Below are 26,046 nucleotides of genomic sequence, written 5' to 3'. Positions count from 1 at the left end.
CGTTTGCAGGCCTTTGAGGTTGTTGTTGGGCGGGCTGTAGGACGTGTTCTGCTTGTTTTGGGGGTGAAACAGGTTGCCCAGCGCCACCGGGAACTCGGCCTGGCCGTGCTCGTAGCCCACCAGCACCTGCGAGCCCACCTCGGGCGTGAACATCTGGCCCTTGCCGTCGCCGGCGTAGGGCGTGCTCACCCGCACCCAGCCGGTTTCGGCGTCGGCGGGCCCGGCCACGGGCCAGTAGTAGCGCAGGCGCAGGCGGCCCAGCCGGCGCGGGTCGGCCAGGTCAATCACCTCGGCCAGCTCCGGCTGCGCGTCGGAAGCAGCGTAGAGGGGGTTGGGCGGCGGGGCCGGGGCCGCGTCGGGCATGGCTTCGAAGTGGTTTTGGTAGTTGCCGTCGCCGTCCACTTCGTGGCGCACGGCCAGCACCCGAAACTTGCCGTAAGCAGTGCCGGCCGCGTCTTGCACATCCAGCACGCTGCCGGGGGCCACGTCGAAGGCCTCGCCGCTGCCTTCCAGGCTCACCTGATTGCCGGCGCGCTTGGCGGCCAGCCCGTCCAGGGCACGCTGCAGCTGGGACTGGTCGTTCATTTGGGCGCCGGCCTGCAAGCGGTGGGGCTGGGTGAATAACTCGTCGGACTTTTGCACCGCAAACTGGCTGAAAGGATGGCCGCCCGAAGGGGCGGCCGCTGTGGTTTTCAGGGGCGCGTGGGTGCGGTAGTTGTAGTGCCCGCCTTCGGTTTTGCCGGGCTGCAGGTGCATCGAGAGCGTGAACACCTGCGCGCTGTTGCTTTTGAAAGGGATGGTTTTGCCCGCGCCGCGGCCCAACTGTAGGGTGGTGCCGTCGTAATAAAACCACTCGCCCTGCTGGGCGGCCAAGCGGCTCAGAAAGTTGAAGCTGGTTTCGTGGTACTGCACCGTGTAGGGCAGCACCTGCTGGCCCTGGGCCTTAAGCTGCTTTTGCAGCGGGTTGGCGGGGTATTCGCCGAGCACCTGCGCAAAGATGGATTGTAATGATTTCTTAACAAACGTTCGGCTTTGGGTGCCGTCTTCCAGCAAGAAAGTAGGGCTGTAGCCGCTGACGTGGTAGTAGTTCACCAAGTCGGCGTCGGTCTGAATGCTGATTTGGGTGATGATGCCCTTGAACTCGAACGAGCGGCCGGCATCGGCCTTGGCTGCACTGGTCCATCCGATGGTAATGTTTTTGCCGCTCAGCTTTTCGTGGGCCTGCGCAAACAGCGCGTCGGGCTTGAGGCCAAGCGCTTTGCCCAGGGCCTCAAACGAGAAATCGAGCGCGAACGAGTGGTGCGTGAGCACGTGCTGGTTCAGGGTGAGCTTATTGTAGTCGGTGAGGGCAGCACCGCCGTCAACTTGCACGTTAACAGTAACCGGATATGACATATTCGGAAGAAAAAGAAGGGTAGTCGTAAAAGTAACCCAATTAACCAATTTGCTGTACGTAAGCCCGGCAGTAGGTGGTCGTCCTCGCGTTTGGCGTACCTTGCTTTGCAACCAATTTCCTCGTCATGAATCCAGGTTTTCAAGATGGCCGGCGTCCCCGCGCTAATGCCGTGGCATCTGTGGCGGCCACGGGCCACATGAGCCCGTTGGCGCGCCGCCCCGGCGCGGGGGCCGTGCAGCGCGCCCACCAGAGCGCCGCCGGCCGGCCGGGGCCCCGGCCGATGTCCGCTCAGCAAATTACCAGCGTCAACGCGGCTCAGAGCCATCTGAAGCGCACGGTAAACCAAGTGGCGCAGCTCACCAGGGAAGAAGCTTGGCGCCTGAACTCGGACGCGCAACTGCGGCGCCGAATGGAAGCGCTGCCTTACGCCAACTACAATGCCAACCGGATGCCCGCCAGTGCCAAAGTGGACGTGATGGACGAGTCCGGGACTGCCATGGGGCAGGAGCGGTACGTGGTAGGCCAGCTGTGGGTATTTGCCAGTACGGTCAACGACGCGTTTGGCACTCGCAAATACTGGGTATACAACACGAGAACCGGGGTATTGGTATCGTTCGAGCCGGAACGTGGCATTGCGGCCAAAAACCGCTCTTATATGTCGGAAAAGGGCCAATTTCAGAACATAGCCGCGGGCACGGGCGTGGTGGGTGGCTACCTGGAGAAGGGGTTTTTGGGCATAACAGCCGGGGCGCTAACAGGAGGCCTGATATACGAAGTAGGCGGGGCCGCCGCCGTTGGCACGGTCATCCGGGCGTACGTTGTGAACGCTGCCAAAGGGGCTGCCCTCCGAGGGGCAATAGATTTAATTGCTCAATTTGGTGTGGGAGCAGTGACTGGAAAAGGGTCAATTTCAGAACGGTCGCGTGCTTCGTTTCAGGATGTGAACTGGACTTCGGTGGGGGGGGCTGCCGCAGTAAATACGCAGGGCTTAAAATGGTGCGCTAAATTGTTGGTTGCATTTGGTTCGTCGGCCGCCACCAATTTTTATACTCTCAAAAAGAGTAACTCGAGAAATTATGGCAGTTTGGGCCACGCCGTGAACTTCAACGACGAGGTTCAAAGCAAGGAATTTGTCATTAATCTTATCCTTGGAACGGCATTCGACCAAGTGAAGGAATACGGCGCGCCTTGGCTAGAAAAAATAATGCGCAACACACCTCATGCGGCGGGCATGCTCACTGCCCTAAGGCACCACCGCGTGGTGCCCAGCCCCACTGTCAAGACAGTGGACCAGACCATGGTGGCAGTGCTAGGCTTTGAAATGGGCGCAATGTTGGAGACGGCTAAGAAGCTGTGGGAAAGTCAACAAGCCGGCCAAACGCCGGCTGCAAAGAAGGTCGTTCCAACCACGCGGCCATCGGCTCAGTTTAACCATTGAGATAGCATGAGTTGGGTTCGAAAATATTGGATGTACGTGGTATTGGCCATTGGCCTAGCCGCTAGTTGGTACAGTGGGCACGTCAGCGAGGTGATGCACACTCGTGCGCGCTACACCATTGGCTATTTAACGGGCGGCATCTATACCCCGAAAAGTGGCAAGAAGTACAGCTACAACTACCGCGTGCAGAACAAGGTGTATGAAGCCACCGACAGCCGCGAGGACCGGATGAATAATACAGAAGGAGCACGCTTTTTGGTAGAGTATGACAGCCTGAATCCGGAAGTGAGCGACGGGCACTTTGCTGCCGCCGTGCCCGACAGCATCCTCGACAGCCCGCCTAATGGCTGGAAAACGCCGCCCGTGCCCATCCCAAAGATTCCGGCGGAATAGGCGCGCGTAGAAAGCCACCAAAGCCCCACGCCCTGCCCGTAAATTGTGAGTACAGTAGAATGGATGCGCAAAAATTGGGCGGCCTTGTTTTTGGGGCTTGGAGCCGTGGGCGGCTGGCATACCTTGCGCACCAACGAAGAACTGCACCAACGGGCCCGTTTCACCATTGGCCACTTAACCGGGACCGTGTACACCCCCAAAAGCGGCACAAAGTACAGCTACCGCTACCAAGTGGGCGGCAAAACCTACGAAGGCACCGACGCCAGCGAAAAAGGCATGGTAGCAGACGAAGGGGGCCGTTTTTTGCTAGAGTACGACAGCCTGAATCCGGAACGAAGCAACGGGCGTTTTGCTCTCCCCATTCCCGACAGCGTCCGCAACAGCCCTCCCAACGGCTGGGTAACACCGCCGTTTCCGGTGCCCGCCGAAGTGCTCAAGCGGTAAGGTGGCCCTTGTGTGAGCGCCCGCAACAGCATTTTGCCCCAATGGACTGGAATAGGATTTACGGACCAAGCTTCATAATAGCCCTTGGCCTGGCCGGGGGCTGGTACAGCATGCACGTAAAACAGGTGATGCACACCCGGTCGCGCTACACCATTGGCTACCTCACAGGCGGCATCTACACGCCCAAAAGCGGCAAAAGCTATAACTACCGGTATCGGGTGAAAGGCCAAGAATACGAGGCCACCGACAACCGCGAGAAAAACATGAACACAGAGAACGGCTCTCGGTTTCTGGTGGAATACGACACCTTGGACCCCGGCGTGAGCACCGGACATTTTGCCGCCGCCATTTCCGATGGCATGCCCGATAGCCCACCCAACGGTTGGAAAACGCCGCCCGTGCCCATCCCAAAGATTCCATCGGAATAGGACTTCGCCATAGTAGCTTTCGGCGGCACCTGCCGAGGTCTGGGACACGGCTGGTGGTACAGCCCGTATTTTCCCTTCGATGGCTAAACTGGCCGCACACTTACTCCATGAAAAACATCGTTCCTGGCACAATACGCACAATTATCTGCGGCGGCTTTATGGCCCTTGGTTGTGTCAGCTGCATGTCGAGCACGGCTGATGCTCCGTGGCAACAAGCGGCGGTAACGTCCTATCTGCAACAAGACCTCGCGGTGCCGGCCAGTTACCAGCCCGTGCGCTGGGGTCCCATCACTTCTTGGCGGCTGGGAGCCATCGCAAAGTCCGATTTGCCCATGGCCCGGCGGCGTTATGTGGATGCCGCTGCCGCGGTACGTCACGACTCGGCTGATTTCGAGCTTGTGGCACAGACAGCCGCTCAACTTGGCACCCCGGCCTCCGACGTAGCACTCGTCGAAAAACGTTACCGCAACAGTGCACGGGAACGCGATACCTGTTTGACCCAGTTCCAAGAGCTTATTGCTGCGCAAAACGATACGACGCTGGTGTTTTACCGGCTTGCTCACACCTATACTTTCAAAGATGAGGAAGGCCAGACGATACGCGACAGCGTACAGTTCAACGTTGGCAAGCAAGGAGTTGTAGTTCCATTCCGGTCTTTTCGGATTGCTCCTGCCACAACTGAAAGCACTTCGCCTGCCTCCTCGTTACCTCCGCCACCGCCACTGAAGCATTTTTAAGGCCGTTGAAAAACCTGTTGCTTGCCCTGCCGCTGTTGGCGGCTTGTTCGTCGCCCTCTTCGCCCCAAAGCACCACACCCGAAGCGGCCACTGCGGCCGCGCCAGCGACTTACAACGCCGTGGTGGACGCGCAAAACGGCTACGACGGCCACCACCTCGGCGATTCGTTGAGCACTTTCAAAGGCGTCAACCTGAAGCTGGTGCCCCGTATATGGCCCGCGGTGATGTACGTCATTCCGAGCCACAACGAGCACCTCGACACCCTTCGCCTCGACGGCCTGGGGTACGAGTTCTGGCAAGGCCGGCTCTACCGCGTCAATTTCAATTCGCGGCGCCCCGGCCTGCTGGAAGCCGGCAAGCGCATGTACGGCCCAGGCGTGCAGATGAGCCCCACCGAGTACCGCTGGACCGGAAAGCGGGCTTCCGCCAATTACACGGAAAACGGGGAATGGACCTACCTGCGCATTTTCGACAACGCGGCCGCCGCGCAAGTAGACTCGGCGGTGGCAGCGGCTACTCCCCAGTAGGAAGCCACCGGCCAGGGCTGCCGCAAGGCCCTAGCGCGTTTGCACCCAGGCGCTGTCTTTTTCCACAACCCCCAGCGTGAGCTTGGCGGCGGATATGTGCAGCGTGCACTGATAGGCGCCGTCCGTGTCGGAGCCGGACACAAACACTTCCTCGTAGGCCACGCAGAAGCCGTCTTCGAAAGCCAAACTCTCGCGGACAATGGGGCGGTTGGTTTCCTGAAACACGAGCAGGCCGTTGAGCTTTTTCTGCGGGTCGGTGGCCCAGGCCAGCAACTGGTCGCCGTGGGGCACGTCGAGGTGCAGCGTGAGCACACCGCTGCGCACTTTGGCCGCAGCCCGGCCCCGTTCGGTGGTGGCCTGGCTGAATTCGTAGGTGCAGTGCGCTACCGGGTAATTCTGGCCTTCGAGGACGAGGAGGGAACGAAACGAAGACATGCGGAAGGCCAGGCGGCGCCCGGCGCGCTGTAAGGGTGAAAAGTTAAGCGGGCCATTTGTTGTCGAGGGTCACCTCGCCGCTGCTCAGCTTGTTGGCCGACAGCACCAGGGTCATAGTCATGCCCTGGTTCGAGGCCGAACCGTCGAACTGCTTGCTCAGGCCCACGCAGTAAGCGTCTTCGAAGCGGATGGTTTTGCGGAGCGAGAAGCGGTTGTCGGCCGAAAACACCACCACCTCGCCGTTCATGCGCTTGGTGTCGTCCAGGGCCCAGTGGTGCAGCATTTCGTCGGGCTCGGAGTCCAGCTCGACTTGCAGCCGCCCGCCCTGCACGCGGGCGTCGGGGCGGCCCACCACGTCGGTGTTTTGGTGCACGCCCCAGTTGAACCGACGCACCGTGTAGCTTTTGGTGCCAATGATAAGCGCAGCGCTAAAGGACATAAGGAACAGAGCAAAAAAGGTGAGCCAATATAACGGCCGCCGCAAGGTGCCGCTTATTCCACTACGGCGCCAGTCTCCAAAAGGATGGCGGGCCAGCGGGCGGCGCCCCGCGAAAGGGCAACGAAAGATACGCAACGTGGGCGTAGGCCAACGGCAACGCGCCCGTCCGGGGGGCTCCCGGCTTGCGGCCTGCTGTGCCAGCCGCTACCTTCGCCCGCCATGAGTGCTTCGTACTACCACCTACCGCTCGACCTAGAAAGCATCCTGGAGCGCCAGCAATTGCCGCGCTGCTCGGTGCAAGAGTCCATTGCCCAGCACCTATACCTGATGCTGACCACCTACTTTGGCGAGTCGCGCTTCGACCCGGATTTTGGCTGCCAGGTGTGGGAGCAGGATTTCGAAGCCATGACCACCATCCGCTGGAAAGACAACGTGCAGCATTCCATCGAGCAGTCCATCCGCGCCTTCGAGCCGCGCTTGGCCCGCGCCCGGGTGGAGGTGGGCGTGACGGACTTTGAGCTGAAAAACGTGCACCAACGCATTCGCAAGCGGCTGGAGGTGAAAGTGACCGCCGCCCTCTTCCGCACCGACGAGCCGTTTGCCTTCCAGGCCAGCTTGTTCGTGGCGCCGCTGTCGATAGACTGAGGTGGTGAGATGGTGAGTTGTGAGATGGTGAGTTTGATGTTGAATCGGCGCAGATGGCGCATTTTGAACATTGAACTCACCCCATCACCATCTCACCAATTCACCATCTCACCATTTCACCAATTCATCACCTCCCATCCAACTACTAATCCTTGAATCGTGCTGCCTCCTTCGCCGTCCACCACACCCGCTGCCGACTTCCGCAAATCCAGCGTCAAAAGCCGCCTCACGCGGCAGGCCGCTGAGCTTTGGGGCTATACCGAAGCCGACCTCGACGGCTTCGACCCGCTGGTGAACTTGCTGCTCGAAGCCTGCGCCGTGGAGTTTGAGAAAGTAGGGCAGGAGCTGCACAACACCCAGGCCCGCCTCATAGAGCGCCTCGCCACGCTGCTCAACCCCGACGTGGTGGACGCCCCGCGGCCGGCCCACGCCGTGGCCCGCGCCAACGCCCGCGAGGCCCTGGTGCAGCTGCCTGATGACGCCCAGTTCGTGTTCGAGCCGTCTACGGCCGGGCGCCGCGCCACGGGCCAAGAGTTGTTTTTCTCGCCCTTGCAGGCCACCCGCTTGGTGAATGGCGCCGTGCGCTGCCTGGCCACCGACTCCGTGGTGTGGCAGATTGAGCCCAGTGGCCAGAAGCGCCCGGTAGCCCAGGCCGTGGCCCCGCCGCCAGCCCAGCACCGCCGCCTGTGGATAGGCCTGCAGCTGCCAACAGAAAGCGTCGACCTCGGCGATTTGACGTTTTATTTCGATTGGCTGAACGAGCCCCGCCGGGCTGCTTACCTGGCTTTCTTGCCCGGTGAGGAGTGGCGGCTGGGCAACGCGGCATTGACCCCCATTCAGGGCCTGCCCGAGCCCGAGGTCGTGGTCGGTGCCACGGGCTTGCCCGAGGGCCTGAACAGCGAATACGACTTTCTGCGCCGCGCCGAGCAGCACGTGCGCGAGCTGTACGCGCCGGCTTTCGTGCGGGTGGCGGCCCCCGCCACTGCCCTGGCGGCCTACGCGCCCCGGCCGTACCCCGCCGAGCTGACCGACGCCTTTCCCGACCCCGCCACGCAATTGCAGGCCCTGACGCAACCTCTGGTTTGGCTGGAAGTGCGCTTTGCCCACGCCCTGCCCCCCGAAGCCTTCGACCAGTTGGTGTGCGCCATCAACTGCTTTCCGGTGCTCAACCGGCGCTTGCACAAGGTGCTGTTCCGGCTGCAGCCCGCGCTCAACTTGTTTCCCCTGGCCAGCGAGGAGCCCTTTTTGGCGATGCGCGACGTGTACAGCCTCAGCAACGTGGCCTACCGCTCCACCACGCTGAGCAACCTCTCGGAAGGCGCCACCGACACCTACACCCTGCGCACCCACGGCGTGGGCCGTTTCGACACCCGCACTGGCCGGGAAGCCCTGCGCGAGTTGCTGGAGCTGCTGCGCGACGAAAGCCGCGCCTTCACCGCCGCCGGCACCGACTTCATCGGCAACATCTTGCGCGAGCTTGACCAAAACATGGCCCGCCTCGAAGAGCGCCTCGACCGCCGCCAGGCCGCCGAGCAGCCGGTGCCTTATGTGCTGCTGCGCCCCCAAAACGTGAACGACAGCGTGTACCTCGAATACTGGTCGAGCAACGGCGAAGGTGCCAACCGCCTGGCCGCCGGCAGCCGCCTGCGCGTGCACGATGGCCACTACGTGGACGAGGTGCGCCTGCTCACCACCACCAGCGGCGGCCGCGAACGGCCCCGCCCCGAGGAGCGCACCCACGCCCTGCGCCGCAACTTGCTGGCCCGCAACCGCCTCGTAACGCTGGCCGACATCAAGGCCGCCTGCTGGGCCGAGCTGGGCGCGCATCTGGCCGACGTCGAAGTTGAAAAAGGGTTTCAGACCGGCGCCACGCCCGCGGCTGGCTTTGTGCGCTGCATCCGCATTCATCTCACGCCCTTGCCAGCCAGCCGCCTCAGCGCCCCAGAGTGGCAACTCGCCGCCCAAGACCTGCAAACCACCCTGGCCGGGCAGTCGGCCATGAACCTGCCCTACGAGGTGGTGGTGAAATCCCTTCCTGCTCGCTAGCGCATATAGGCTCCGGTTAGCATAGTCATCACCCACGATGCGCTGCTGGTAAATGCCCTTGTCTTTTTCGGCCTTTAGCAAGCGCTCAAGAATCATCCGTTGGTCCGCGGGCCTACGCAAGGCCGAGCGCAGCTTGCCTTCACTGAGCCCGCCGCCGTGTCATACTCCCGCGCCGCGGCCGCTACAAAGGCCCGGGCGAGCCCGTCGGGAGTCAGTTCCAGGCTCGGCTGTGGCGGTAAGCCGACACACGTAGGCCCCGTTTCTTTGTCGCCAAATACACACACACACATTTCCTTGCAGCCCACGCGCAATGGTTCGCGGTAAAGCTCACCGTTTCACGGGCTGTCAGCCAGTTAGTTTCGACAAAAGTGACGTGCTCCGTGTACGGCCCATATGATTTTTAAGCAAACTGAAACCAGTAGCGCTGAATGGCTAATTCGGCTTCAGTGCTTAAAAAATCATCACCGAACTCGTCTCGCACATACACTAGGAAATGGTGGATGACCCGGCCTTGCATAGCGGTAAACTGACCGGCTCTGGCAATAAAGGTGCTGATGCCCGAATTTGTCTGAGTCAGCTGGTTTTGCAGCACTTCGTTCAAGTCAACGTCCGGTAACATGCTAGACACGTCGTGACGCTGTATTTGCTCAGCCACTACGGCGATATCAATTTCAGCAGGCAGCTTCAATAATTGCACTATCATACCGATGCCGTCGTCAACAATGCTGCTGTCATCGAGAACGGATTTCATAAAGGTCGGCAGGTAATATTTGAACCCTGCCTTGCTCATAAATGCTAAGCCGGTGCGCTCAGTGGACAACACGTCTTCCGGCACCTCATGCCACTTATGGCCTTTGAATGCGTCACGTATCTCAATGCATTCCAAGTGGAATCCAGTATTGTCGTAGACAATGTTTGCATCACCAGGGTAAGGCTCGTCTTCAAAAGCGGCTTTGATTTCGGCGATAAGTTCACTGTGTTTCATGGTTCGGCTAGTAAGGAGCAAGGACAGGAAGGAAACGAGAGCACTATACTCACGCACAGGGCCTGCTTTGAAGTTTTATAAACTAACGTGTAGCAGTTTTCTAAATAGGGCCTGGCCTTAAAGCACCCGAAAGAAGGTAAAGGATAAACAGACCGACTCCGGCGACCGTAAGCGGAGCCTCTTTGGGAATTGGTGGTAATCTGACAGGCTCACTGCTAGGTGCTCTGCGCGGTGCCGGTACGGGCTGAGAAGGCTTACACTTATTGAAGTAGTAGCCTTGGCATTTTACCAATCCATTGATTTTATGGATAATTTGCTCTTTATGGCCGGCGTCTCCTCCTTTGAAGCAAACCATATTTATTTTGGTGCGAGCCGCAATGCACGCATTTAGAGTCGCCATCGTTTCTTCCAGAACTGGGCAATTATCCGTAATTGAACAAGCCTGCTTGCCACTTTTGCAGTTCTGCTTAACTTGATTTTGCAGGCTTTGACGCATGGAGTCCGTGCAATCGGAAGTAATTGCTCTGCTGCTAACAGGGGAAACGGTGGGGCCACTTGCCAGTGGCGCCGCGTAGTCCCGCGTTTCGGCTGCCACCAACGCCCGCGCCGGCCCACCGGGCGTGAGTTCCAGCTTCTCGGCCGCGACGGTGAGCCGGCACACGTAGGCGCCTTCGCCGTCGTCGCCGGCCACGAACGTTTCCTCGTAGCCCACGCAGTGGCCCGCGGCAAAGCCCACGGTTTCGCGCGCCACCAACCGGTTGGTCTCAAAAAAGGTGACGTGGCCGGCCAAAGGCTTGTGCGGGGCCGCGCCCCAGGCCAGGAGTTGGTCGCCGGCGGGCACGTCCACCGTCAGGTGCAGCAAGCTGTGGCGCACTTTGGCTGCTACCCGGCCGCGCTCGTTGGTGGCTTGGGTGAAGAAAAATTCGCACAAGCGCACCGGGTAGGAGTGCCCTGCTACTTCAAGTTCCGCATAGAACGATGCCATAAACGGTGTGGAAAAGCCAAGTCCTGGGGTGGTAAAGCGATGCTCAATTTTGATTGAAAGAGGTAGGCTCGGCCACGTCGGCCTCGGCGGCGGTGGCGGGCTCGGCCGCAGCTTCGGCCGCGGGTTCTGGCGCCTCGGTCGCCTGTGTGGTGGTCCACACCACCGCGTCGCTGCCTTCGGGCTTGTTCAGGGTCAGCACCGTGCCTTTGCGGGCTTCGCCGCTGATGATGAGCCGCGAGATGGGCCGCCGCAGTTGCTGCCGAATCACGCCCGTAATGGGCCGGGCCCCGTAGCGCGGCGTGAAACCCGACAGCGCCAGGTGCTCCCGCGCCTCCGGGCTCAGCTCCAGGGTGATGCCCTGGCGCCGCAGCTGCTCGAGTAGTGGCCGCAGGTGAATGTCGAAAATCCGCCCCACGTTTTCCTCTGAAATGGGAGCGAAGGGCACAATTTCGGTGAGGCGGGCCAAGAACTCGGGCCGGAAAAAGCGGCTCATGGTTTCCATCAGTTCCGTGGCCGGCGGCACCTGGCCAGCCGCAAAGGCGGCGCTAATCTGCTCGGAGCCGATGTTGGACGTGAACAGGATGACGGCGTTGGAGAAGTCGCCTTCGCGGCCCAGCCGGTCGTGCAGGCGGCCTTCGTCCAGTATTTGCAAGAAGATGTCGAACACCGACGGGTGGGCCTTTTCAATCTCATCGAACAGCACCACCGAATAAGGCTTCTCCCGGATTTTATTCACCAGCAAGCCGCCTTCCTCGTAGCCCACGTAGCCGGGAGGCGCGCCGTAGAGCAGCGCGGCCGAGTGCTCTTCCTTGAACTCCGACATGTCGAAGCGGATGAGGAAGGACTCGTCGTTGAACAGAAAGTCGGCCAGGGCCTTCGCCAGCTCGGTTTTGCCGGTGCCCGTGGGGCCCAGCAGGAAAAACGAGCCGATGGGTTGCCCCGCCCTCGTGAGCCCCGAGCGCGACTCCAAAATGGCCGCGCACATGGCCTTCACGGCAAAGTCCTGGCCCACCACGCGTTTCTGCAGAATCTGGTCCATGCGCAGCAGCTTTTCGCGCTCGTTGCTTTGCAGCTTGCCCAGCGGAATGCCCGTTTTGCCCGACACGATGGCCGCAATGTCTTGCTTCTCTACGCTCTCTTTCTTGGTGTCGGCCAGGGCCAGCACCGCACCCAGAATTTCGCGCAGGTAGGTTTCCAGCTCGGCGCTGGTTTCCAGGGTTTCGGGCTGCTGTTCGTTCTCCAGCTGGTTTAGCCAGAGCTGGCTCACTTGGTTTTGCACCTGGTACAGGAACCAGCGCAACTCGCGCAGGTACTCGGGCTCGGCCAGCTCCTCGCGGCGCGCGATGAGGGCTTCAAACTCAGTTTGCAGCTGCGTGAGGCCTGCCACAGCCTGCTCGTCCAGCATGCGAATGGCAGCCATGGTGCGGTCCACCAGGTCGATGGCCGAGTCGGGGAGCTGCCGGTCCTTGAGGTAGCGCTTGGCCAGGCGCACGGCCTCGGCTACGGTGCCCTCGCCCAGCGTGAGGCCGTGATGCTCGGCGTAAATGGGCAGCACGCGCTCCAGCATGCGCTCGGCTACCACCAGCGTGGGCTCCTCCACCCGCACAATGTCGAAGCGGCGGTTGAAGGCCTCGTCTTTTTCAATGTACTGGCGGTACTCGTCGTTGGTCGTCGCCCCAATCACCGTCAGCTCGCCTCGCGCCAGCTCAGGCTTCAGCAACTGCGCAATTCCGCTGCCCGCGCTGCCCTTGGGGTCGAGCAGCACGTGAACTTCATCAATAAATAATATGGCGCGGGTGTATTGCTTGATTTCGGTCAGCACTTTTTTGATGCGGTCCTCCACTTCGCCTTTGTAAGAGGCGCCCGCCACCAGCGTGCCCAGGTCCAGTTCAAACAGCGTCACCTCGCGCAAGTGTACCGGCACCAGCCCGGCCGCAATCTGCTGCGCGAAGCCTTCTACCAGCGCCGACTTGCCCACGCCCGGCTCGCCAATCAGCAGCACGTTGGGCTTGGTGCGCCGCCCCAAAATCTCGGCCACCAGCCGGATTTCGCGGTCGCGCCCTACTATGGGGTCCAGCTTGCCGGCCCGGGCTTGGGCGGTTTTGTCGGTGCAATAAGTAGCCAGCGCGCCGCCCTTGCCGGCCGGAGCAGCGCTGCCAGCGGCAGCGGGCTCACCGCTCTGCTCCGCTGCGGGAGGGGCAGGCATTTCGGCCTGGGCGGCGTCCATGAGCTCTTTTTGGGTCAGCGGCAGCGATTTCAGCTGCTCTGCCGTGAAGGCCAGGCCGGGCCGCAGCAGCGCCGCCAGGGCGCTGAGGGGGTCGGTTTGGTCGCGAGATAACTGCAGCGCCACCAGGTCGGCCATTTCCAGCACCTGCTTCACGCCAGGGTCGGGCGTGGGCATTTCGGGCGGGCGAGCGGCCTTGGGCTGGTCTTCGAGGCGCACCTCGGCCCATTCGCGCAGGTAATGAATGTCTTTGTCGAGCACCGCCACCAGCCACGAGGCCAGGCCGATTTCGTTGTGGAGCAAGGCCGTGAGCAGGTGCGGGGCGGCGTAGTGCTCTTGCCGGTATTCGTGGGCCACCGCTTGCGCGATGTGCAGGCTGCGTTTGAGATTGTCGGAGTAGGCCACCGGCGCGCTTAGGGGAAAATGAAAGACAAGGTAGTGTGGAGTTTCGGCAACGTGCTTTCCGCAAGCCGGGTTTGCACGCGCCGCCAATAGCCGTTGGGCACAGACGAGGCACACACGCTGGAGGGTATTACTTGCGACTTCCCAAAAAACCTGTACATTTAGGCCCAACCTTTGGTTTTACTCACCCGTAAAGCTCGAGCGGAGTTAGCTAAAGTTGCATGCCCCCACTTAGGCAGTTGCGGCGCTTTTGGAAGCCCGTAACTGCGCCACCTTCCCATCTGCTATGTACACTTACGGAATTGGCGGTCAAGAGCGTAAGCTCGACAATGCCTCCGAAGCAATTTCGGACATCCCCCTCAACCGCACCCTGCTGGTGCAGAAGCTGACCACCAACACGCCCATGCGGCCCGTGATAGTGGAAGGCCTGAAAACTCCAGAAGCCGTATTCGCGCATTTCAAGCCCGAAGTGGACGTGCAATTCGACGACGCTCAGGGCGCTTCGGTGCCCGAAAAGCTGCATTTTTCGTCCTTGGGCGACTTTGGCAAGAAAGGAATCATCAACCAGAGCAATTTCTTGCAGGGCCTGGCCACCGAAACCGACGACTTGCAAAAGTTGCTCCGCCAGCTCAAATCGAATAAAATATTGAAGACGGCCTTGGAAAACCCCGAAACCAAGGCGGCTTTTCTGGCGGCCGTGCAAGCCATGATGGACGAGCTGGAGTAGATTTCGGCGCGCATCCATTCCCCTCCGATTTATTGCTTCTCCCCTTTATGGCTCTCGAACAGCAAGATGCTGCCGCTGCCGGCTACCGCTCGCGTGAAGCGGCCGGCCCCGCCCTCGAACAAAGCACCCAGGCCCTGCTGAAAGTGGGCGGTTTCGATTTGCTCGAAACCACCATCGACGGCGCTTCCAACCTTAACCCGGAGAAGAAGGCCCGCAAAAAGATTTTTCTCTCCGAAGAGAACAAGAAAAACGACCGCAAGCAGCTCAAAAAGCGCTTGGCCCTGTGGCACAAGCTGCTGAGCGAGGCCGACTCCGTAGCCGACGCCGTAGAAAAAGGCGAACAGCGCGTGGAAGCGTCGCAGCAATTGCTGACCGAAAACTTGAAAAAGGCCGTGGAAGCCACCCACGAGCTGGAACAATCCTACCGCTCGGTGGCCCTATTTTTCCGCAATACCGACCTGGATGAGGTGAAAAACGTTTCGGTGATGAACGCCGACAAGGACCAACTACAGGACCTTGACAACACGACGTTCATCGACGCGGTGTCGGCGGAAATGGAGCAGAATTACGACCGCCTCGACCTGCGCGACAACTACTCGCTGCTGGTGGTGCCCGGCTACCTCGGCTCGAACAAGGTGATTGACAAATGGGCGAAAATTGCCCACAAAAACAAGGTGATGCTCGTCACCGATTTCGAGCATTACGACACCCCCGAGGACGTAATTGAGCTGTTTGAGGAAGCCAACCTCACGGGCGCCGACCCGCACAAGGCCAACGTCATCATGACTGCCAACTGGCTGGTCGGCCGCGGCAAGCTCGAAGAAATCGGCGAAGAAGAGGATTTGTACGTGCCGCCGTCCTCGGCGCTGGCGGGCCGCATCTACACCACGCTGGCTTCGCAAGTGACCGCCGGGCGCAAGCACGGCACCCTGAACGAGGTGGACGGTGTTAAATTTCCGTTAAGAAAAAGCGAAATCGCCAACCTCGAAAAAATCGGCCTCGTGCCCATGGTGAACGAGTACGGCCGCGTAATGGCCTTCTCGGCCAAAACGCTTTTCAACGGCGACAACATCGGCTTGCAGACCTACTCGGTGGTGCGCGTGTTCGACTACGTGACCAAGGTGCTCATCGATTTCCTCAACCGCCGCGCCTTCGAAAACTGGGACCACAACATGCGCATGGACATCCAGAACCAGATTGTGCGCTTTTTGGATGGCATTGCGGGCCCGGGCAAGCTGATTGAGAAGTTCTCGATAAAAAAATTCGAGCGCGACCCCGAGCAGAAGGACCGGATTATCCTCGACATCCACATGGTGCCTTATTTCCCGGCCAAAACCTTCCTGGTGTCGCTGGATGGTACCAAGGGAGACGACCCGGACAACCCCGGTCGCGACTGGAGCGCCGAGTACGCGCAACAATAAAATGGCTTGCGGCTGGCCCCACGGTCCCATAACCGTGCGGCCCTCCATATAGTAATTCAGAAATAATATTTACTTTCAACCTAAAGTAAGCTCCTGCGTATTGAGTTTTAAGTTTTTCACACCACTAAACCCCCTTTTTACCACATGGCCTCTTTCAGTGCTGTTTTTGACGCTGCTGGCAGCGAAGAATGCGAAGTAGTTAGCTGCGGCTACTCCTTCAATCAAACCACCGACGACAAGGGACGCCCGTCTTCTGTAGTGCAGGGCGGTACCATCAAGGTGACCATTGTGTCGACTGATAGCGTGAAGCTCATCAGCTGGATGCTGGACCCTTACAAGCGGGCCGACGGTAAAATCGTATTCAAGCGCGGCGACCAAGACTCCAAGATGAAGGAGATTGCGTTCAAAGAAGCTTATTGCGTGGGCTATACCGAGAGCTTCGATGCTCGCGGTGCCGAAACCCAAGCCTCGATGGTGTTGAGCCTGGTTATCTCGGCCAACAAGATTGACGTGAACGGCGCTTCGCTGGACAACAAGTGGGTATAAGGTTCCTCGGAAACCTACTCGCTTAATGCAAAAAGGCCCTACCAGCTCAGCTGGTAGGGCCTTTTTCTTGGCTCTGTTTCTTCGAAGAAGAGCAATCACTCGCGGCGAAGCTTTATCTATTATTCCGTTACAATTGCGGCTTGCTGTTCTACTGGCACACGTCCGAGTGGGAACGCCCGCGTCAGGGACAGGACTGTGCAGCAGCTTTTGTCGCGAAGTCATCCACGGGATTCCGCGCGGCGAGATAAGGACAGGCACTGTTTCACCATGAAGTGAGTGGTGGCTCACACACGACAATGACCTCTAATACAATGTTTTTTGCTTAGTAGTACTAAAAAGTCAAATATATGTTAAAAAAGTATATAAGTTGCTAGGGGAATAAATGAGTGAGTAAGATTGACAAGTTGCTGAATGTTATTGGTTTATAATTTAAAATTTAAGATTGGTGTATAATTAATACAAACTAAGTATAAAAAAACATTATAATTCGGCTTAACGGTGACTTTACATTTGAGGCAGCAATTTCCTCATTTTGTAACGTCCTATGAAAAGACTTTTGTCTACTATAACGCTGGTGGTGTGCAGTGCCTCACTAGCGTTTGCGCAGCAGCGCGCCGTCACGGGTACCGTAACCGACGGCAAGGGTGAGCCCCTGGTAGGGGCCACCATTCTTGTGAAGGGCACCACTACGGCCACCTCGGCGGGGGCCGATGGCAGCTACCAGCTTACATTGCCTGAAGGCGCCACTACGCTGGTGGTCAGCTTCGTGGGTTCGAACACCCAGGAAATCACCGTGGGCAGCCAATCGACCATTAACGTTACGCTGGCCGCTGCGGCCCAGGGCCTGAACGAAGTGGTGGTGGTGGGCTACGGCACGCAGCGCCGAAGCGACCTGACGGGCGCCGTAGGCTCCGTGACAGGTGCTCAGCTCCAGCAGGTAGCCACTTCCGACCCGGTGCAGGCCCTACAAGGCCGGGTGGCGGGTGTTGACATAACGACCAACAGCGGTCAGCCGGGCGCAGGTACTCGTATTCGGGTGCGTGGCGTCGGCACCATCAACAACAGCGACCCCCTGTACGTGGTGGACGGTGTGCAGACTGGCGACATCAGCTTCCTGCTCCCCACCGATATTGAGTCGACGGAAATTCTGAAGGATGCCTCGGCCACGGCCATCTACGGCTCGCGCGGCGCCAACGGCGTGGTGCTTATCACCACCAAGCACGGCAAGGCGGGCAAAACGCAGTTCAACCTGTTTGGCTATACCGGCTACCAGGAGATTCGGCGTACGCTGCCCCTAACCAATGCGCAGCAGTTCGCTACGCTCGTGACGGAGGCCTACCAGAATGAGAATGCCCCCATTCCTCCTGACTATACATCCCTACTGAGCGGCGCCCTACAAGATGGGGGTCCGGGCACCGACTACCAGAAACTAGTGCTGCAGAAAGGCCTGATTACCAACTACAGTCTGTCGGCCTCGGGTGGCACCGAGCAAAACCGCTACCTCATCAGCGGCAACTACTTCCAGCAGGATGGGATTGTGCAGCAGTCTGGCCTGAAGAAGTATGTACTGCGCCTGAACGACGACGCCACGCTGACCAAGTTCCTGAAAGCGGGCGTGTCGGCCACCTTCACCAACTCCAACCAGACCGGAGCAGGTGATGGCACCGGTAACACCGCCTACAGTACGGTGCTGCAAAACGCCATTCTGGCTAACCCTATCTCTCCACCCTTCAATCCGGACGGTAGCTACGCGTATAATAACATTACGAGCTTCACGCCCAACCTGGCACGTTACCTTACCCAGCAGAAGTTCAACAAAACGACCAACAGCACGCTCTTTACGAGCGCCTATGCCGACGTGGCGCTGATGAAGAACTTGAGCTTCCGCTCCACTTTCGGCATCAACTACAACAACGTGCGCCCCAAGTTGTACCTGCCGCAGTACTTCATTGGGCCCAACGACCGGCGCCCGCAGAGCTCCCTGATTGAGTCGCGCCTCGAGAATATAAGCTGGGTGTGGTCGAACTACTTCAACTACAGCAAGACCTTTGCTGACAACAGCAACCTCTCCTTTACCTTAGGCCAGGAAGCGCAGCGTGGCTACGGCAGCGGCATTTCGGTGACCGGCTTCGATGTACCCGAAGATGCAACTCTGCAATACATCTCGGCCGCCCGCTCTGCTACCGCTAACATCCGCAGCTCGCAGTACGATGGCTCGCTGCTCTCGTACTTTGGCCGCGCCAACTACAACTTCCGTGACCGTTACCTCGTGACGGGTACCCTGCGCTTCGACCAGACCTCGCGCTTCCTGGGCTCAAATCGCACGGGCATATTCCCGTCGGTGGGCGCCGCCTGGAACGTCTCCAACGAGAACTTCCTGAAGGGTATAACCGCCATATCGCAGTTAAAGCTGCGCGCCAGCTACGGCTCGGTGGGCAACCAGAATGCCGCCCCCAACTACGGTTATGCCTCCACGGCCGTCAACAACCAAAACTACGTGTTCGGCCTGGACCAGTCGCGGGCACCAGGCCTGGCCATTGCTACGCTTAGCAACTTGGACCTGAGGTGGGAAACGGCGGTGACGAGCAACCTTGGTGTTGATGCCTCCTTCCTCGACAACAAGCTGACTTTCACCGGCGACTACTTTCAGCGGACCACCGAGGACATGATTGCCTTGTCCCCCGTGCCTAACTACCTGGGCCAGGCGCCCGCCAGCGCCAACGTGGGTACGCTCCGCAACCGCGGCCTAGAGCTAGCCCTGAGCTACCGCAACGAAATAGGGAAGCTCCAATACAACGCAGGAGTGAACTTCACGAAAATCAACAATGTTATCACGAGCCTGGGCGGTGCTAACCCCATCTCTCAGGGTAATACCCAAGCAGGATTCACAACCCGTACGGATGTAGGCCGCGAAATAGCTTATTTCTACGGCTTAAAGGCACTAGGCATCTTTCGCACGCAAGACGAAGCCAGTGGATACGTGAATTCCGCCGGAACCCCCATCCAGCCCACCGCTAAAGCAGGTGATGTGAAATACCAGGATACCAACGGCGACGGCAGAATTACCGGTACCGACAATACGTACCTAGGCAGCGCTACGCCGAGCTTCACCTACGGCGCTTCGCTGAACTTGGCTTACAGCAACTTCGATTTCAAGGTTCTGCTCTACGGAGTACAGGGCGTGGAGGCTGTTAACGCCGCCGCTATTAACCTGGATAAGTCGAGTGCCATTGCGAACGTCTGGACCAACTTTTACGCTGACCGCATGGACCGCTGGACCCCAAGCAACCCGAATAGCAACCAGCCTCGCATGACGTCGGCCGCCACTACGAACGACCTCTACAGCAGCCGCCACGTGGAAAACGCCAGCTACCTGCGGGCCCGCAACATGGAGTTGGGCTACTCGCTGCCGCAGACCGTACTTGAAAACTTCAAAATCAACGGTTTCCGGGTGTTTGCTTCGGTCGACAACGTATTTACCATTACCAAGTACCGCGGCCTGGACCCCGAGATTTCGACCAGTGGTTCCTTTGGCAATCCGCTGGCGTACGGGGTAGACTATGGCAACTATCCCCAGCCCCGGACCTACCGTTTGGGCCTCAACGTACAGTTCTAAGACTAACTTGACTCATTAAGAACAGATGAAAACCTTCTCTAACGCCCGTATGCTGACCTTCGCGGTCCTACTGGGCCTGGCTTCCGGCTGCGAAAGCTTTCTAGATAAAGACCCTCTGGGTAGTGTTACCCAACTTAACCTCTTCAACGACCCTACCAACGCAACGCAGGCCGTGAATGCCGTTTACGATGTGGCTGGCTGGGACCAAGGCCGTAAGTTCGGCGTAGGAGAGGGCGTGGGGGTCAGCTTCGATTGGATGTTTGGCGACGTTCTGAGCGACGACGCCGAAAAGGGCAGCAGCGACAGTGACTTCGGCGCAATAACTGAACTTAAAACCTGGGCGACGCCAACCACCAACGCAATTATTTCCAGCTGGTGGGTCAACAACTTCACGGGCATCGCACGGGCTAATATCGTGATTAACAACATCGACGCGGGCACCATTGATGCCCCGTTGAAAGCTCGCCTGAAGGGCGAGGCGCTGTTTTTGCGGGCGTTTTTCTATTTCAATCTCGTGAAGGTCTTCGGCGGTGTGCCGCTGTTCGAAAAGACATTGCTACCTACTGAGGTTGCCAATGTGAAGCGTAGCACCATCGCCGAAACCTACGCTTTCATCGAGAAGGACCTGAGAGCCGCCGCCGCAGTGCTGCCAGAAAAAGGGGCTTATGCCGCCGCCGACGCAGGTCGCGCTACCAAAGGAGCTGCCAATGGCTACCTGGCCCGCGTTATCATGTACCAGCTCGGTACTGACAACACCAATAACCACACCTGGCAGGAAGTATACGACCTGACGAACACCGTTACCACGTCGAACCAGTACACCCTGCTGCCCAACTACGCCGCTATTCACCAGGAAATTGGCGAAAACAGCAGCGAGTCGGTGTTTGAGGTTCAGTTCGCTAACTCCAACGATAGCTACGGCCCCATCTCGACGGGTACTACTAGCAATGTATTCCAAGGCAATCGCGAATTTGCTGGCTACGGTTTTGGCTATGGTTTCAATAACCCAACCCAGAGCCTGTACGATGAGTTTGAGGCCAATGACCCGCGCCGGGAGGTAACTATTTTCAAAGATGGGGATGTGGTACTAGGTGTGGTAAATCGTATACAACCCGCTTTCAGCGCGACTGGTTACCTTAACCGCAAAGTGGCCATTACGGCGCCTCCTTCTCCACAGTCAGCGGGCCAAAACCTGCGCAAGCTACGCTACGCTGACATTCTACTCATGAAGGCTGAAGCCGCCGCCCAACTCAGCAGAAATGGTGAGGCAGTAACTTTGGTAAACCAGGTGCGCGCCCGCGCCCGCATGTCTACCCGGCCTCCGGGCACTACGGTAGGCTCCACGGCCTACGCCCCCGCCAACACGCCTGCTGGTACGCTGCCCGACCTGTCGGCTAGTCTCTCGGGACAAGCGCTACTCAATGCCATCTGGCACGAGCGCCGCGTAGAGTTTGGTGGGGAGTCGCTGCGCTTCTGGGATTTGGTTCGCACGGGCCGCTACTTTAGCATCTTGTCGCCCGATGTGGCCGCTCGCGCCCGTGCCCGCAGCATCACGACGGGGGTAGTAAACCCCATTCCCCTGCTGCCCATTGAATTGCAGGATACCCAGACCTGGGGAATTGTTCAGAATCCCGGCTACAACTAGCCTGAGCAGCTAGTAAAACATTGGTAGAAAACCGGCCTCGGAAGTGCTTTCTGGCATTACTGAGGCCGGTTTTTCTGCTTCAGGCAGTTGTGGAAGTCCTGGCTTTAGGCTTGCCTCAACAGCTCAGTGGCGCGGTAGCGTAGTACCGGTCGCATCGGCACCCGTTGCCTGCCATTCCAAAGGCCTGCGGCCCCTGCCGAGTATCGACGCTTAACCTTTTAGAGCGGTTTCGGGGTCGGTGCGCCCGGTGTAGAGACGCAACATCTTGCGTCTCGTCGTCCGCGCCGTTTGGGTGTCGTTGGGGGGGCATCGTTCAACGCCGAGACGCAAGATGTTGCGTCTCTACACCGGGCGCACGAAACCTGTACCCCAACCTGAAAAGCGCTCTAAGCTGCGGCAAAGTTCCAGCTGGCGACCGTGCAAGCCTGTTCTGCGCTACTTCCTTCACCGAAGGGCTCGTACAGCTTTTGGCCTTTCCGGCCGGGCCGTGCGGGCCGTTTGTGGCGATACAAGTTGCCGCAGCGGGCGGTGGAAAAAGTTGCTCAGAAAACCGTTCTATCAATCCATTGATGCTTATGCCCATTCTCTTCTACGGCCGAGGTGCCTTGTTGCGCACGCGGCGGCTCGCGCTGCTGGCGGCTTGCTTGCTCATCAGCGTGGGCAGTTTCGCGCAGCGCCGGCCCATCAACCCGCGCGCAACGCCGGAGGCCCGACAGCTGCTGAAGTACCTCTACAAAATCAAGGGCAAGAAGACGCTTTCGGGCATGCACAACGTGCTGGGCAAAATGTCGCTTCCCACCGAGCGCGTGCAGCAGCTGACGGGCAAGTACCCGGCCATTTGGGGCGGCGATTTTGGCTTTGCCGACTCCACCCACGACATCGACAACATCAAGTACCGGCCGCTGCTGGTGCCCGAAATCAAGCGGCAGCACGCCCGCGGCGCCATCATCGTGCTGAGCTACCACCAGGCCAACCCGGTCATCGGGGAACCCTGCGATTTTCAGGGCGGCATCATCAGCAAGCTCACCGACGCGCAGTGGCAGGAGCTGCTCACGCCCGGCACGCCGCTCTACCAGAAGTGGGCGGCCCAGATGGACCTACTCGCCGGCCACCCGGAGCAGCTGCAGGCGGCGCACATTCCGGTCATCTTCCGGCCCTACCACGAAATGAACGGGAACTGGTTTTGGTGGGGCGGGCGGCCCGGCGCGCAAGGCTACCTGGCGCTCTGGCAGCAGCTGTACACCTACTACACCGAGCACCATCGCCTCAACAACCTGCTCTGGGCCTGGACGCCCGACAAGCTCAACCCCGGCGTGGAAAACTTTTTCCCCGGCCGCGACAAAGTCGACTTGCTGGGCACGGACATCTACCCGCGCAAGGACAGCGCCAACGCAACTTACCCGCAGCGCTGGTACGAGGCCATGAACCGCCTGGCTGCCGGCAAGCCCATGGGCCTGTCGGAACACAGCCAGCTGGTGCCGCCCGAGCAGCTCCAGCAGCAGCCCTACGTGTGGTTTATGTCGTGGGGCGAGATGCTGTTCAAAGCGAACAGCGAAGAGGAAATCAAGCGGAATTATGCCTCGCCCCGCGTACTGGGAGTCGAGGACGTGCCCAAGCGGCTATCGAAATGAGCCGGCGCTGGTGAGGCGAGCGGCGGGCCTGGTTGCTGCGTAGTTAAATGAAAATGCGCGTGCCGGAAAAGCTCTGGCGGAATTCCTTGGGCGTGCAGCCCTTCTTCTTCTTGAAAATGCGGTTGAAGTTGGAGATGTTGTTGAAACCGCACTTGTAGGCCACTTCGGCCACGTTGTGCGTGGTGTCGATGAGCATGCGCGTGGCGTGGCCCAGCCGAATTTCGTTGAGGCTGTCGATGAAGGTGCTGCCGATGCGCTTTTTGATAAAGCGGCTGAACGACACTTCCGGCATGTTGGCCAGCTTGGCTACTTCGGCCAGCGTGATTTGGCGGCTGTAGTTGGCGTTGAGGTACTCAAATACCTTCTCAATCCGGCGGCTGTTGTAGTTGAACTGCTCGTTGTTGAAGCTGGGGTCGGAGAGGATGCGCATGTTGCGCGACGTGGACAGGTCGTGCAGGATGGAAAGCAGTTCCAGTACCGAATCAAACCCCGTTTTCTGCTCCAGCGACATGATGCGGCCGCGCAGGCGCTCCACCGTGTCGCGCGAGAAGAGAATACCGCGTTGGGCATTCTCAAACATCTTGCGAATGAAGCTCAGCTGGTTGCGGCGCAGGAACCGGTCCTCGAGCAGGTCTTTGTGAAACTGAATGGTGACCTCCAATATTTCCTGGCTCACGCACTGGTGCGTAAACCAGGCGTGGCCCAGGTTGGGGCCCACCAGCACCAGTTCCAGGTCCTCGATGGCTTCGAGGTGGTCGCCCACGATGCGCTTGGCGCCGGGCGCGTTGATGATGAGATTGAGCTCGTACTCTTCGTGGTAGTGCAGCGGGAAGTTGAACTCCTTTTTGCTGCGCGAAAACAGAGTAAAGCAGTCGCTCTGGGTGAGGGGAGTAATCTCCCGCATCAGGGTCTGAGGCATAACAGGGGGCTGAGAGACGAGCGAAAGGTACTGATTATTGGTAAAAAAGTATTGCTGGCAAGTACGCAAAATAGCGTCTGCTAGATTGAATTAAACTATGTTCAAGGCCTATTTTGAAGAAACGTGGCTGTGTGCCCGTTAAACCAATACAAGAGAATGGTAAAAAAGCATTAATAGGAAAGTCGGCAAGAGGGTAATTTTGACTATCTGATTCCTATTCGAAATATCATCCCAACAAGAACACCCTAGCCAAGCTGTGGCACGCCGCCTAACACCTCGGCTGGTTAGCCTTGAGCAACTGCCACTCGTGAGCCTTTGAACCGGCCAACTGGTAGCGGGTCCGAGCGGTGAGCCACCCGGAAGGCCTTGCTCAACACCGTTGTTTACTGAACATGTCTAACACGACTTGACTATTGAAGAAAACCTGCGCTGCCTGTTGCCTGACGTTGGTGGGACATTGCCCGGCACGGGCGGCGCGGGAATTCTTCTTTGCTTGGCGGCTACTGCACGGCCCACCTCATTTGCCTCATGGCCCCCGGCGCCTCGCATTCTTTTTATGAACCTCACCTGCTTGATGTTGCTGCTCCTGCTTGGAAGCGTGCCCGGCGTTGCCCAGGCGGGCTTTTTGCGCGTTACGGGGCCGCAGTTCACGCCCCGCGGTGGGGCTTCTGGCTTCCGCGGAGGCCATTGCGGGTGCGGCGCTCTGCTGGCTACTCAAGGCAAGGTGCTCTGGAAAGCCGGCGGTACCTACACGAGTAGCCGTAGTAGGGCAGCGCAGGGCCGGAACTCAGTAGGCACCTCCGGCAAGTCGCTCTGTAAGCTGATTACATCTTTTGGCAAACCCCTCGAATAATATGCGGTTACGCTCATTTTTTCTGGTGGCGCTGCTGGGATTGGCTGGTGGGACCGCCGCGGCGCAGACGGCCGAGGTGCGGCCTTCCGACCCCAAGGCGACCCGCAAAACCGCGCACCTCTTCCGCAATCTGGAGCGCATGGCGCGCACCAACATCATGTTCGGCCACCAAGACGCCCTGGCCTACGGCATCGACAACGGCCGGCGCTGGGTGGGCGATGCCAACCGCTCGGACGCGAAAAGCGTGACCGGCTCCGACCCGGCCGTGTACGGCTGGGAGCTGGGCCATTTGGAGCTGGACAGCGCCCGCAACCTCGACGCCGTGCCCTTCGCCAAAATTCGGCAGTACGTGAAGGCCGTGTACAAGCGCGGCGGTGTCAACACCATCAGCTGGCACCTAAACAACCCCACCAACGGCCGCACGGCCTGGGACTCCACCAACACCATCAGCAAGATTTTGCCCGGCGGGCCCTACCACGCTCAGTACCTGACCTACCTCGACCGGATGGCCAAGTACCTGCGCAGCTTCAACAGCGGTTTTTCCAAGGTGCCGGTGGTGTTTCGGCCTTTTCACGAGCACACGGGCAGCTGGTTTTGGTGGGGTCAGAAAAACTGCACGGCCGACGAATACAAGGCCCTGTGGCGCTTCACGGCCGACTACCTTCGTAACACCAAAAAGGTGCACAACCTGCTGCTAGCCTATTCCGCCTCGTCGTTCACCTCCAAGGAGCACTACCTGGAGCGCTACCCCGGCGACGAGTACGTGGACATCGTGGGCTTCGACACTTACTGCTCCAAGGATATTGCCAAGTACCAACGGGAGCTAGACCGCCAATTGCCCTTGTTGATGGAGATTGCCACGGAGCACCGCAAGGTGGCGGCCCTCACCGAAACCGGCTACGAGCGCCTGCCCGATGCCAACTGGTGGACCCAAACGCTCCTGCCCACGCTCAGCAAGTACAACTTGTCTTACGTGCTGGTGTGGCGCAACGGCCGCCCCGACCACTACTACGTGCCCTTTCCCGGCCACGCCAACGCCGAAGATTTCAAGCAGTTTTACAGCAACCCCCGGGTGCTGTTCCAAAACCGGCTCGCTCCCCTGAATATCTACAGCAAGTAGCTCCTGCTGTGCCCAGCAGCGCCTCAGGCCACTGCTACGGTGTG

The 26,046-nt window shown here is 59.2% G+C and carries 22 protein-coding genes; 15 read left to right on the top strand and 7 right to left on the bottom strand.

From position 1 onward, the window contains the following. A partial coding sequence (locus VF629_RS09320) for a type VI secretion system Vgr family protein (RefSeq protein ID WP_331058202.1) occupies positions 1 to 1,395 on the bottom strand: 1,395 nt, incomplete at its 3' end. A gap of 281 nt (positions 1,396 to 1,676) precedes the next feature. On the opposite strand from VF629_RS09320, the gene VF629_RS09315 reads away from it, so the two are divergent. The 6 genes from VF629_RS09315 (at position 1,677) to VF629_RS09290 (ending at position 5,363) form a co-directional block, all read left to right on the top strand. After that, positions 1,677 to 2,834: a hypothetical protein gene (locus tag VF629_RS09315; RefSeq protein ID WP_331058201.1), complete on the top strand. Its 1,158-nt coding sequence runs from the start codon at positions 1,677 to 1,679 to the stop codon at positions 2,832 to 2,834. A 6-nt stretch (positions 2,835 to 2,840) separates the two neighbouring features. Then, positions 2,841 to 3,227 carry a hypothetical protein gene (locus VF629_RS09310; RefSeq protein ID WP_331058200.1) on the top strand — a complete coding sequence of 129 codons (387 nt, stop codon included), beginning with the start codon at positions 2,841 to 2,843 and terminating at the stop codon, positions 3,225 to 3,227. 45 nt (positions 3,228 to 3,272) lie between these two features. Beyond that, positions 3,273 to 3,671 (top strand): hypothetical protein, encoded by a 399-nt coding sequence (locus tag VF629_RS09305; protein ID WP_331058199.1) that lies wholly within the window; start codon positions 3,273 to 3,275, stop codon positions 3,669 to 3,671. A gap of 110 nt (positions 3,672 to 3,781) precedes the next feature. Further along, complete coding sequence (locus tag VF629_RS09300; RefSeq protein WP_331058198.1) at positions 3,782 to 4,099, top strand: hypothetical protein; 318 nt, start codon at positions 3,782 to 3,784, stop codon at positions 4,097 to 4,099. A gap of 107 nt (positions 4,100 to 4,206) precedes the next feature. Beyond that, positions 4,207 to 4,836, top strand: coding sequence for a hypothetical protein (locus tag VF629_RS09295; RefSeq protein WP_331058197.1), 630 nt, complete (start codon positions 4,207 to 4,209; stop codon positions 4,834 to 4,836). A gap of 5 nt (positions 4,837 to 4,841) precedes the next feature. Next, entirely contained in the window at positions 4,842 to 5,363 is a 522-nt protein-coding gene (locus VF629_RS09290; RefSeq protein WP_331058196.1) for a hypothetical protein, read from the top strand. A 30-nt stretch (positions 5,364 to 5,393) separates the two neighbouring features. Here VF629_RS09290 and tssD (VF629_RS09285) read toward each other — a convergent pair whose 3' ends face one another. Then, a complete protein-coding gene (tssD, locus tag VF629_RS09285; RefSeq protein ID WP_331058195.1) occupies positions 5,394 to 5,798 on the bottom strand; it encodes a type VI secretion system tube protein TssD in 405 nt (134 codons plus the stop codon). A gap of 43 nt (positions 5,799 to 5,841) precedes the next feature. Further along, positions 5,842 to 6,237, bottom strand: a complete 396-nt coding sequence (tssD, locus tag VF629_RS09280; protein WP_331058194.1) for a type VI secretion system tube protein TssD — start codon at positions 6,235 to 6,237, stop codon at positions 5,842 to 5,844. Positions 6,238 to 6,456: 219 nt separating this feature from the next. Here tssD (VF629_RS09280) and VF629_RS09275 point away from each other — a divergent pair, with 219 nt between their 5' ends. Together VF629_RS09275 and VF629_RS09270 are read left to right on the top strand one after the other, a co-directional pair. Beyond that, positions 6,457 to 6,882 carry a GPW/gp25 family protein gene (locus VF629_RS09275; protein ID WP_331058193.1) on the top strand — a complete coding sequence of 142 codons (426 nt, stop codon included), beginning with the start codon at positions 6,457 to 6,459 and terminating at the stop codon, positions 6,880 to 6,882. 159 nt (positions 6,883 to 7,041) lie between these two features. Further along, positions 7,042 to 8,928 (top strand): type VI secretion system baseplate subunit TssF, encoded by a 1,887-nt coding sequence (locus VF629_RS09270; RefSeq protein WP_331058192.1) that lies wholly within the window; start codon positions 7,042 to 7,044, stop codon positions 8,926 to 8,928. A gap of 400 nt (positions 8,929 to 9,328) precedes the next feature. Here VF629_RS09270 and VF629_RS09265 read toward each other — a convergent pair whose 3' ends face one another. The 3 genes from VF629_RS09265 to VF629_RS09255 form a co-directional block, all read right to left on the bottom strand. Continuing rightward, positions 9,329 to 9,913 (bottom strand): DUF6714 family protein, encoded by a 585-nt coding sequence (locus VF629_RS09265; protein WP_331058191.1) that lies wholly within the window; start codon positions 9,911 to 9,913, stop codon positions 9,329 to 9,331. Positions 9,914 to 10,013: 100 nt separating this feature from the next. Beyond that, the gene (gene tssD, locus VF629_RS09260; RefSeq protein WP_331058190.1) at positions 10,014 to 10,898 is read right to left on the bottom strand and encodes a type VI secretion system tube protein TssD; all 885 of its coding nucleotides are present in this window, start codon (positions 10,896 to 10,898) and stop codon (positions 10,014 to 10,016) included. 43 nt (positions 10,899 to 10,941) lie between these two features. Further along, positions 10,942 to 13,527 (bottom strand): ATP-dependent Clp protease ATP-binding subunit, encoded by a 2,586-nt coding sequence (locus tag VF629_RS09255; RefSeq protein ID WP_331058189.1) that lies wholly within the window; start codon positions 13,525 to 13,527, stop codon positions 10,942 to 10,944. Between the two features lie 283 nt (positions 13,528 to 13,810). Here VF629_RS09255 and VF629_RS09250 point away from each other — a divergent pair, with 283 nt between their 5' ends. The 6 genes from VF629_RS09250 to VF629_RS09225 all read left to right on the top strand — a co-directional run bounded on the left by VF629_RS09250 (position 13,811) and on the right by VF629_RS09225 (position 23,110). After that, the gene (locus tag VF629_RS09250; RefSeq protein WP_331058188.1) at positions 13,811 to 14,251 is read left to right on the top strand and encodes a hypothetical protein; all 441 of its coding nucleotides are present in this window, start codon (positions 13,811 to 13,813) and stop codon (positions 14,249 to 14,251) included. 47 nt (positions 14,252 to 14,298) lie between these two features. After that, positions 14,299 to 15,672 (top strand): DUF5458 family protein, encoded by a 1,374-nt coding sequence (locus VF629_RS09245; RefSeq protein WP_331058187.1) that lies wholly within the window; start codon positions 14,299 to 14,301, stop codon positions 15,670 to 15,672. 144 nt (positions 15,673 to 15,816) lie between these two features. Further along, the gene (tssD, locus tag VF629_RS09240) at positions 15,817 to 16,218 is read left to right on the top strand and encodes a type VI secretion system tube protein TssD (RefSeq protein ID WP_331058186.1); all 402 of its coding nucleotides are present in this window, start codon (positions 15,817 to 15,819) and stop codon (positions 16,216 to 16,218) included. A 544-nt stretch (positions 16,219 to 16,762) separates the two neighbouring features. Further along, positions 16,763 to 19,834 carry a TonB-dependent receptor gene (locus tag VF629_RS09235; protein WP_331058185.1) on the top strand — a complete coding sequence of 1,024 codons (3,072 nt, stop codon included), beginning with the start codon at positions 16,763 to 16,765 and terminating at the stop codon, positions 19,832 to 19,834. A 25-nt stretch (positions 19,835 to 19,859) separates the two neighbouring features. Beyond that, entirely contained in the window at positions 19,860 to 21,479 is a 1,620-nt protein-coding gene (locus VF629_RS09230; protein ID WP_331058184.1) for a RagB/SusD family nutrient uptake outer membrane protein, read from the top strand. Between the two features lie 575 nt (positions 21,480 to 22,054). After that, the gene (locus VF629_RS09225) at positions 22,055 to 23,110 is read left to right on the top strand and encodes a glycosyl hydrolase (protein ID WP_331058183.1); all 1,056 of its coding nucleotides are present in this window, start codon (positions 22,055 to 22,057) and stop codon (positions 23,108 to 23,110) included. Positions 23,111 to 23,153: 43 nt separating this feature from the next. On the opposite strand, the gene VF629_RS09220 is transcribed toward VF629_RS09225, so the two are convergent. Continuing rightward, on the bottom strand, positions 23,154 to 24,029 hold the full coding sequence (locus VF629_RS09220; protein WP_331058182.1) for an AraC family transcriptional regulator: 876 nt from the start codon (positions 24,027 to 24,029) through the stop codon (positions 23,154 to 23,156). 854 nt (positions 24,030 to 24,883) lie between these two features. Between VF629_RS09220 and VF629_RS09215 the strand changes: the two genes are divergently transcribed. Further along, entirely contained in the window at positions 24,884 to 26,002 is a 1,119-nt protein-coding gene (locus VF629_RS09215) for a glycoside hydrolase family 26 protein (protein ID WP_331058181.1), read from the top strand. The last annotated feature ends 44 nt before the right edge of the window (positions 26,003 to 26,046 follow it).

Origin of the sequence: Hymenobacter sp., assembly GCF_036388155.1 — a bacterium.
Taxonomy (GTDB): Bacteria; Bacteroidota; Bacteroidia; order Cytophagales; family Hymenobacteraceae; genus Hymenobacter.
Note: the sequence above shows the minus strand (reverse complement) of the source record. Positions and strands in the feature narration are given on the sequence as shown.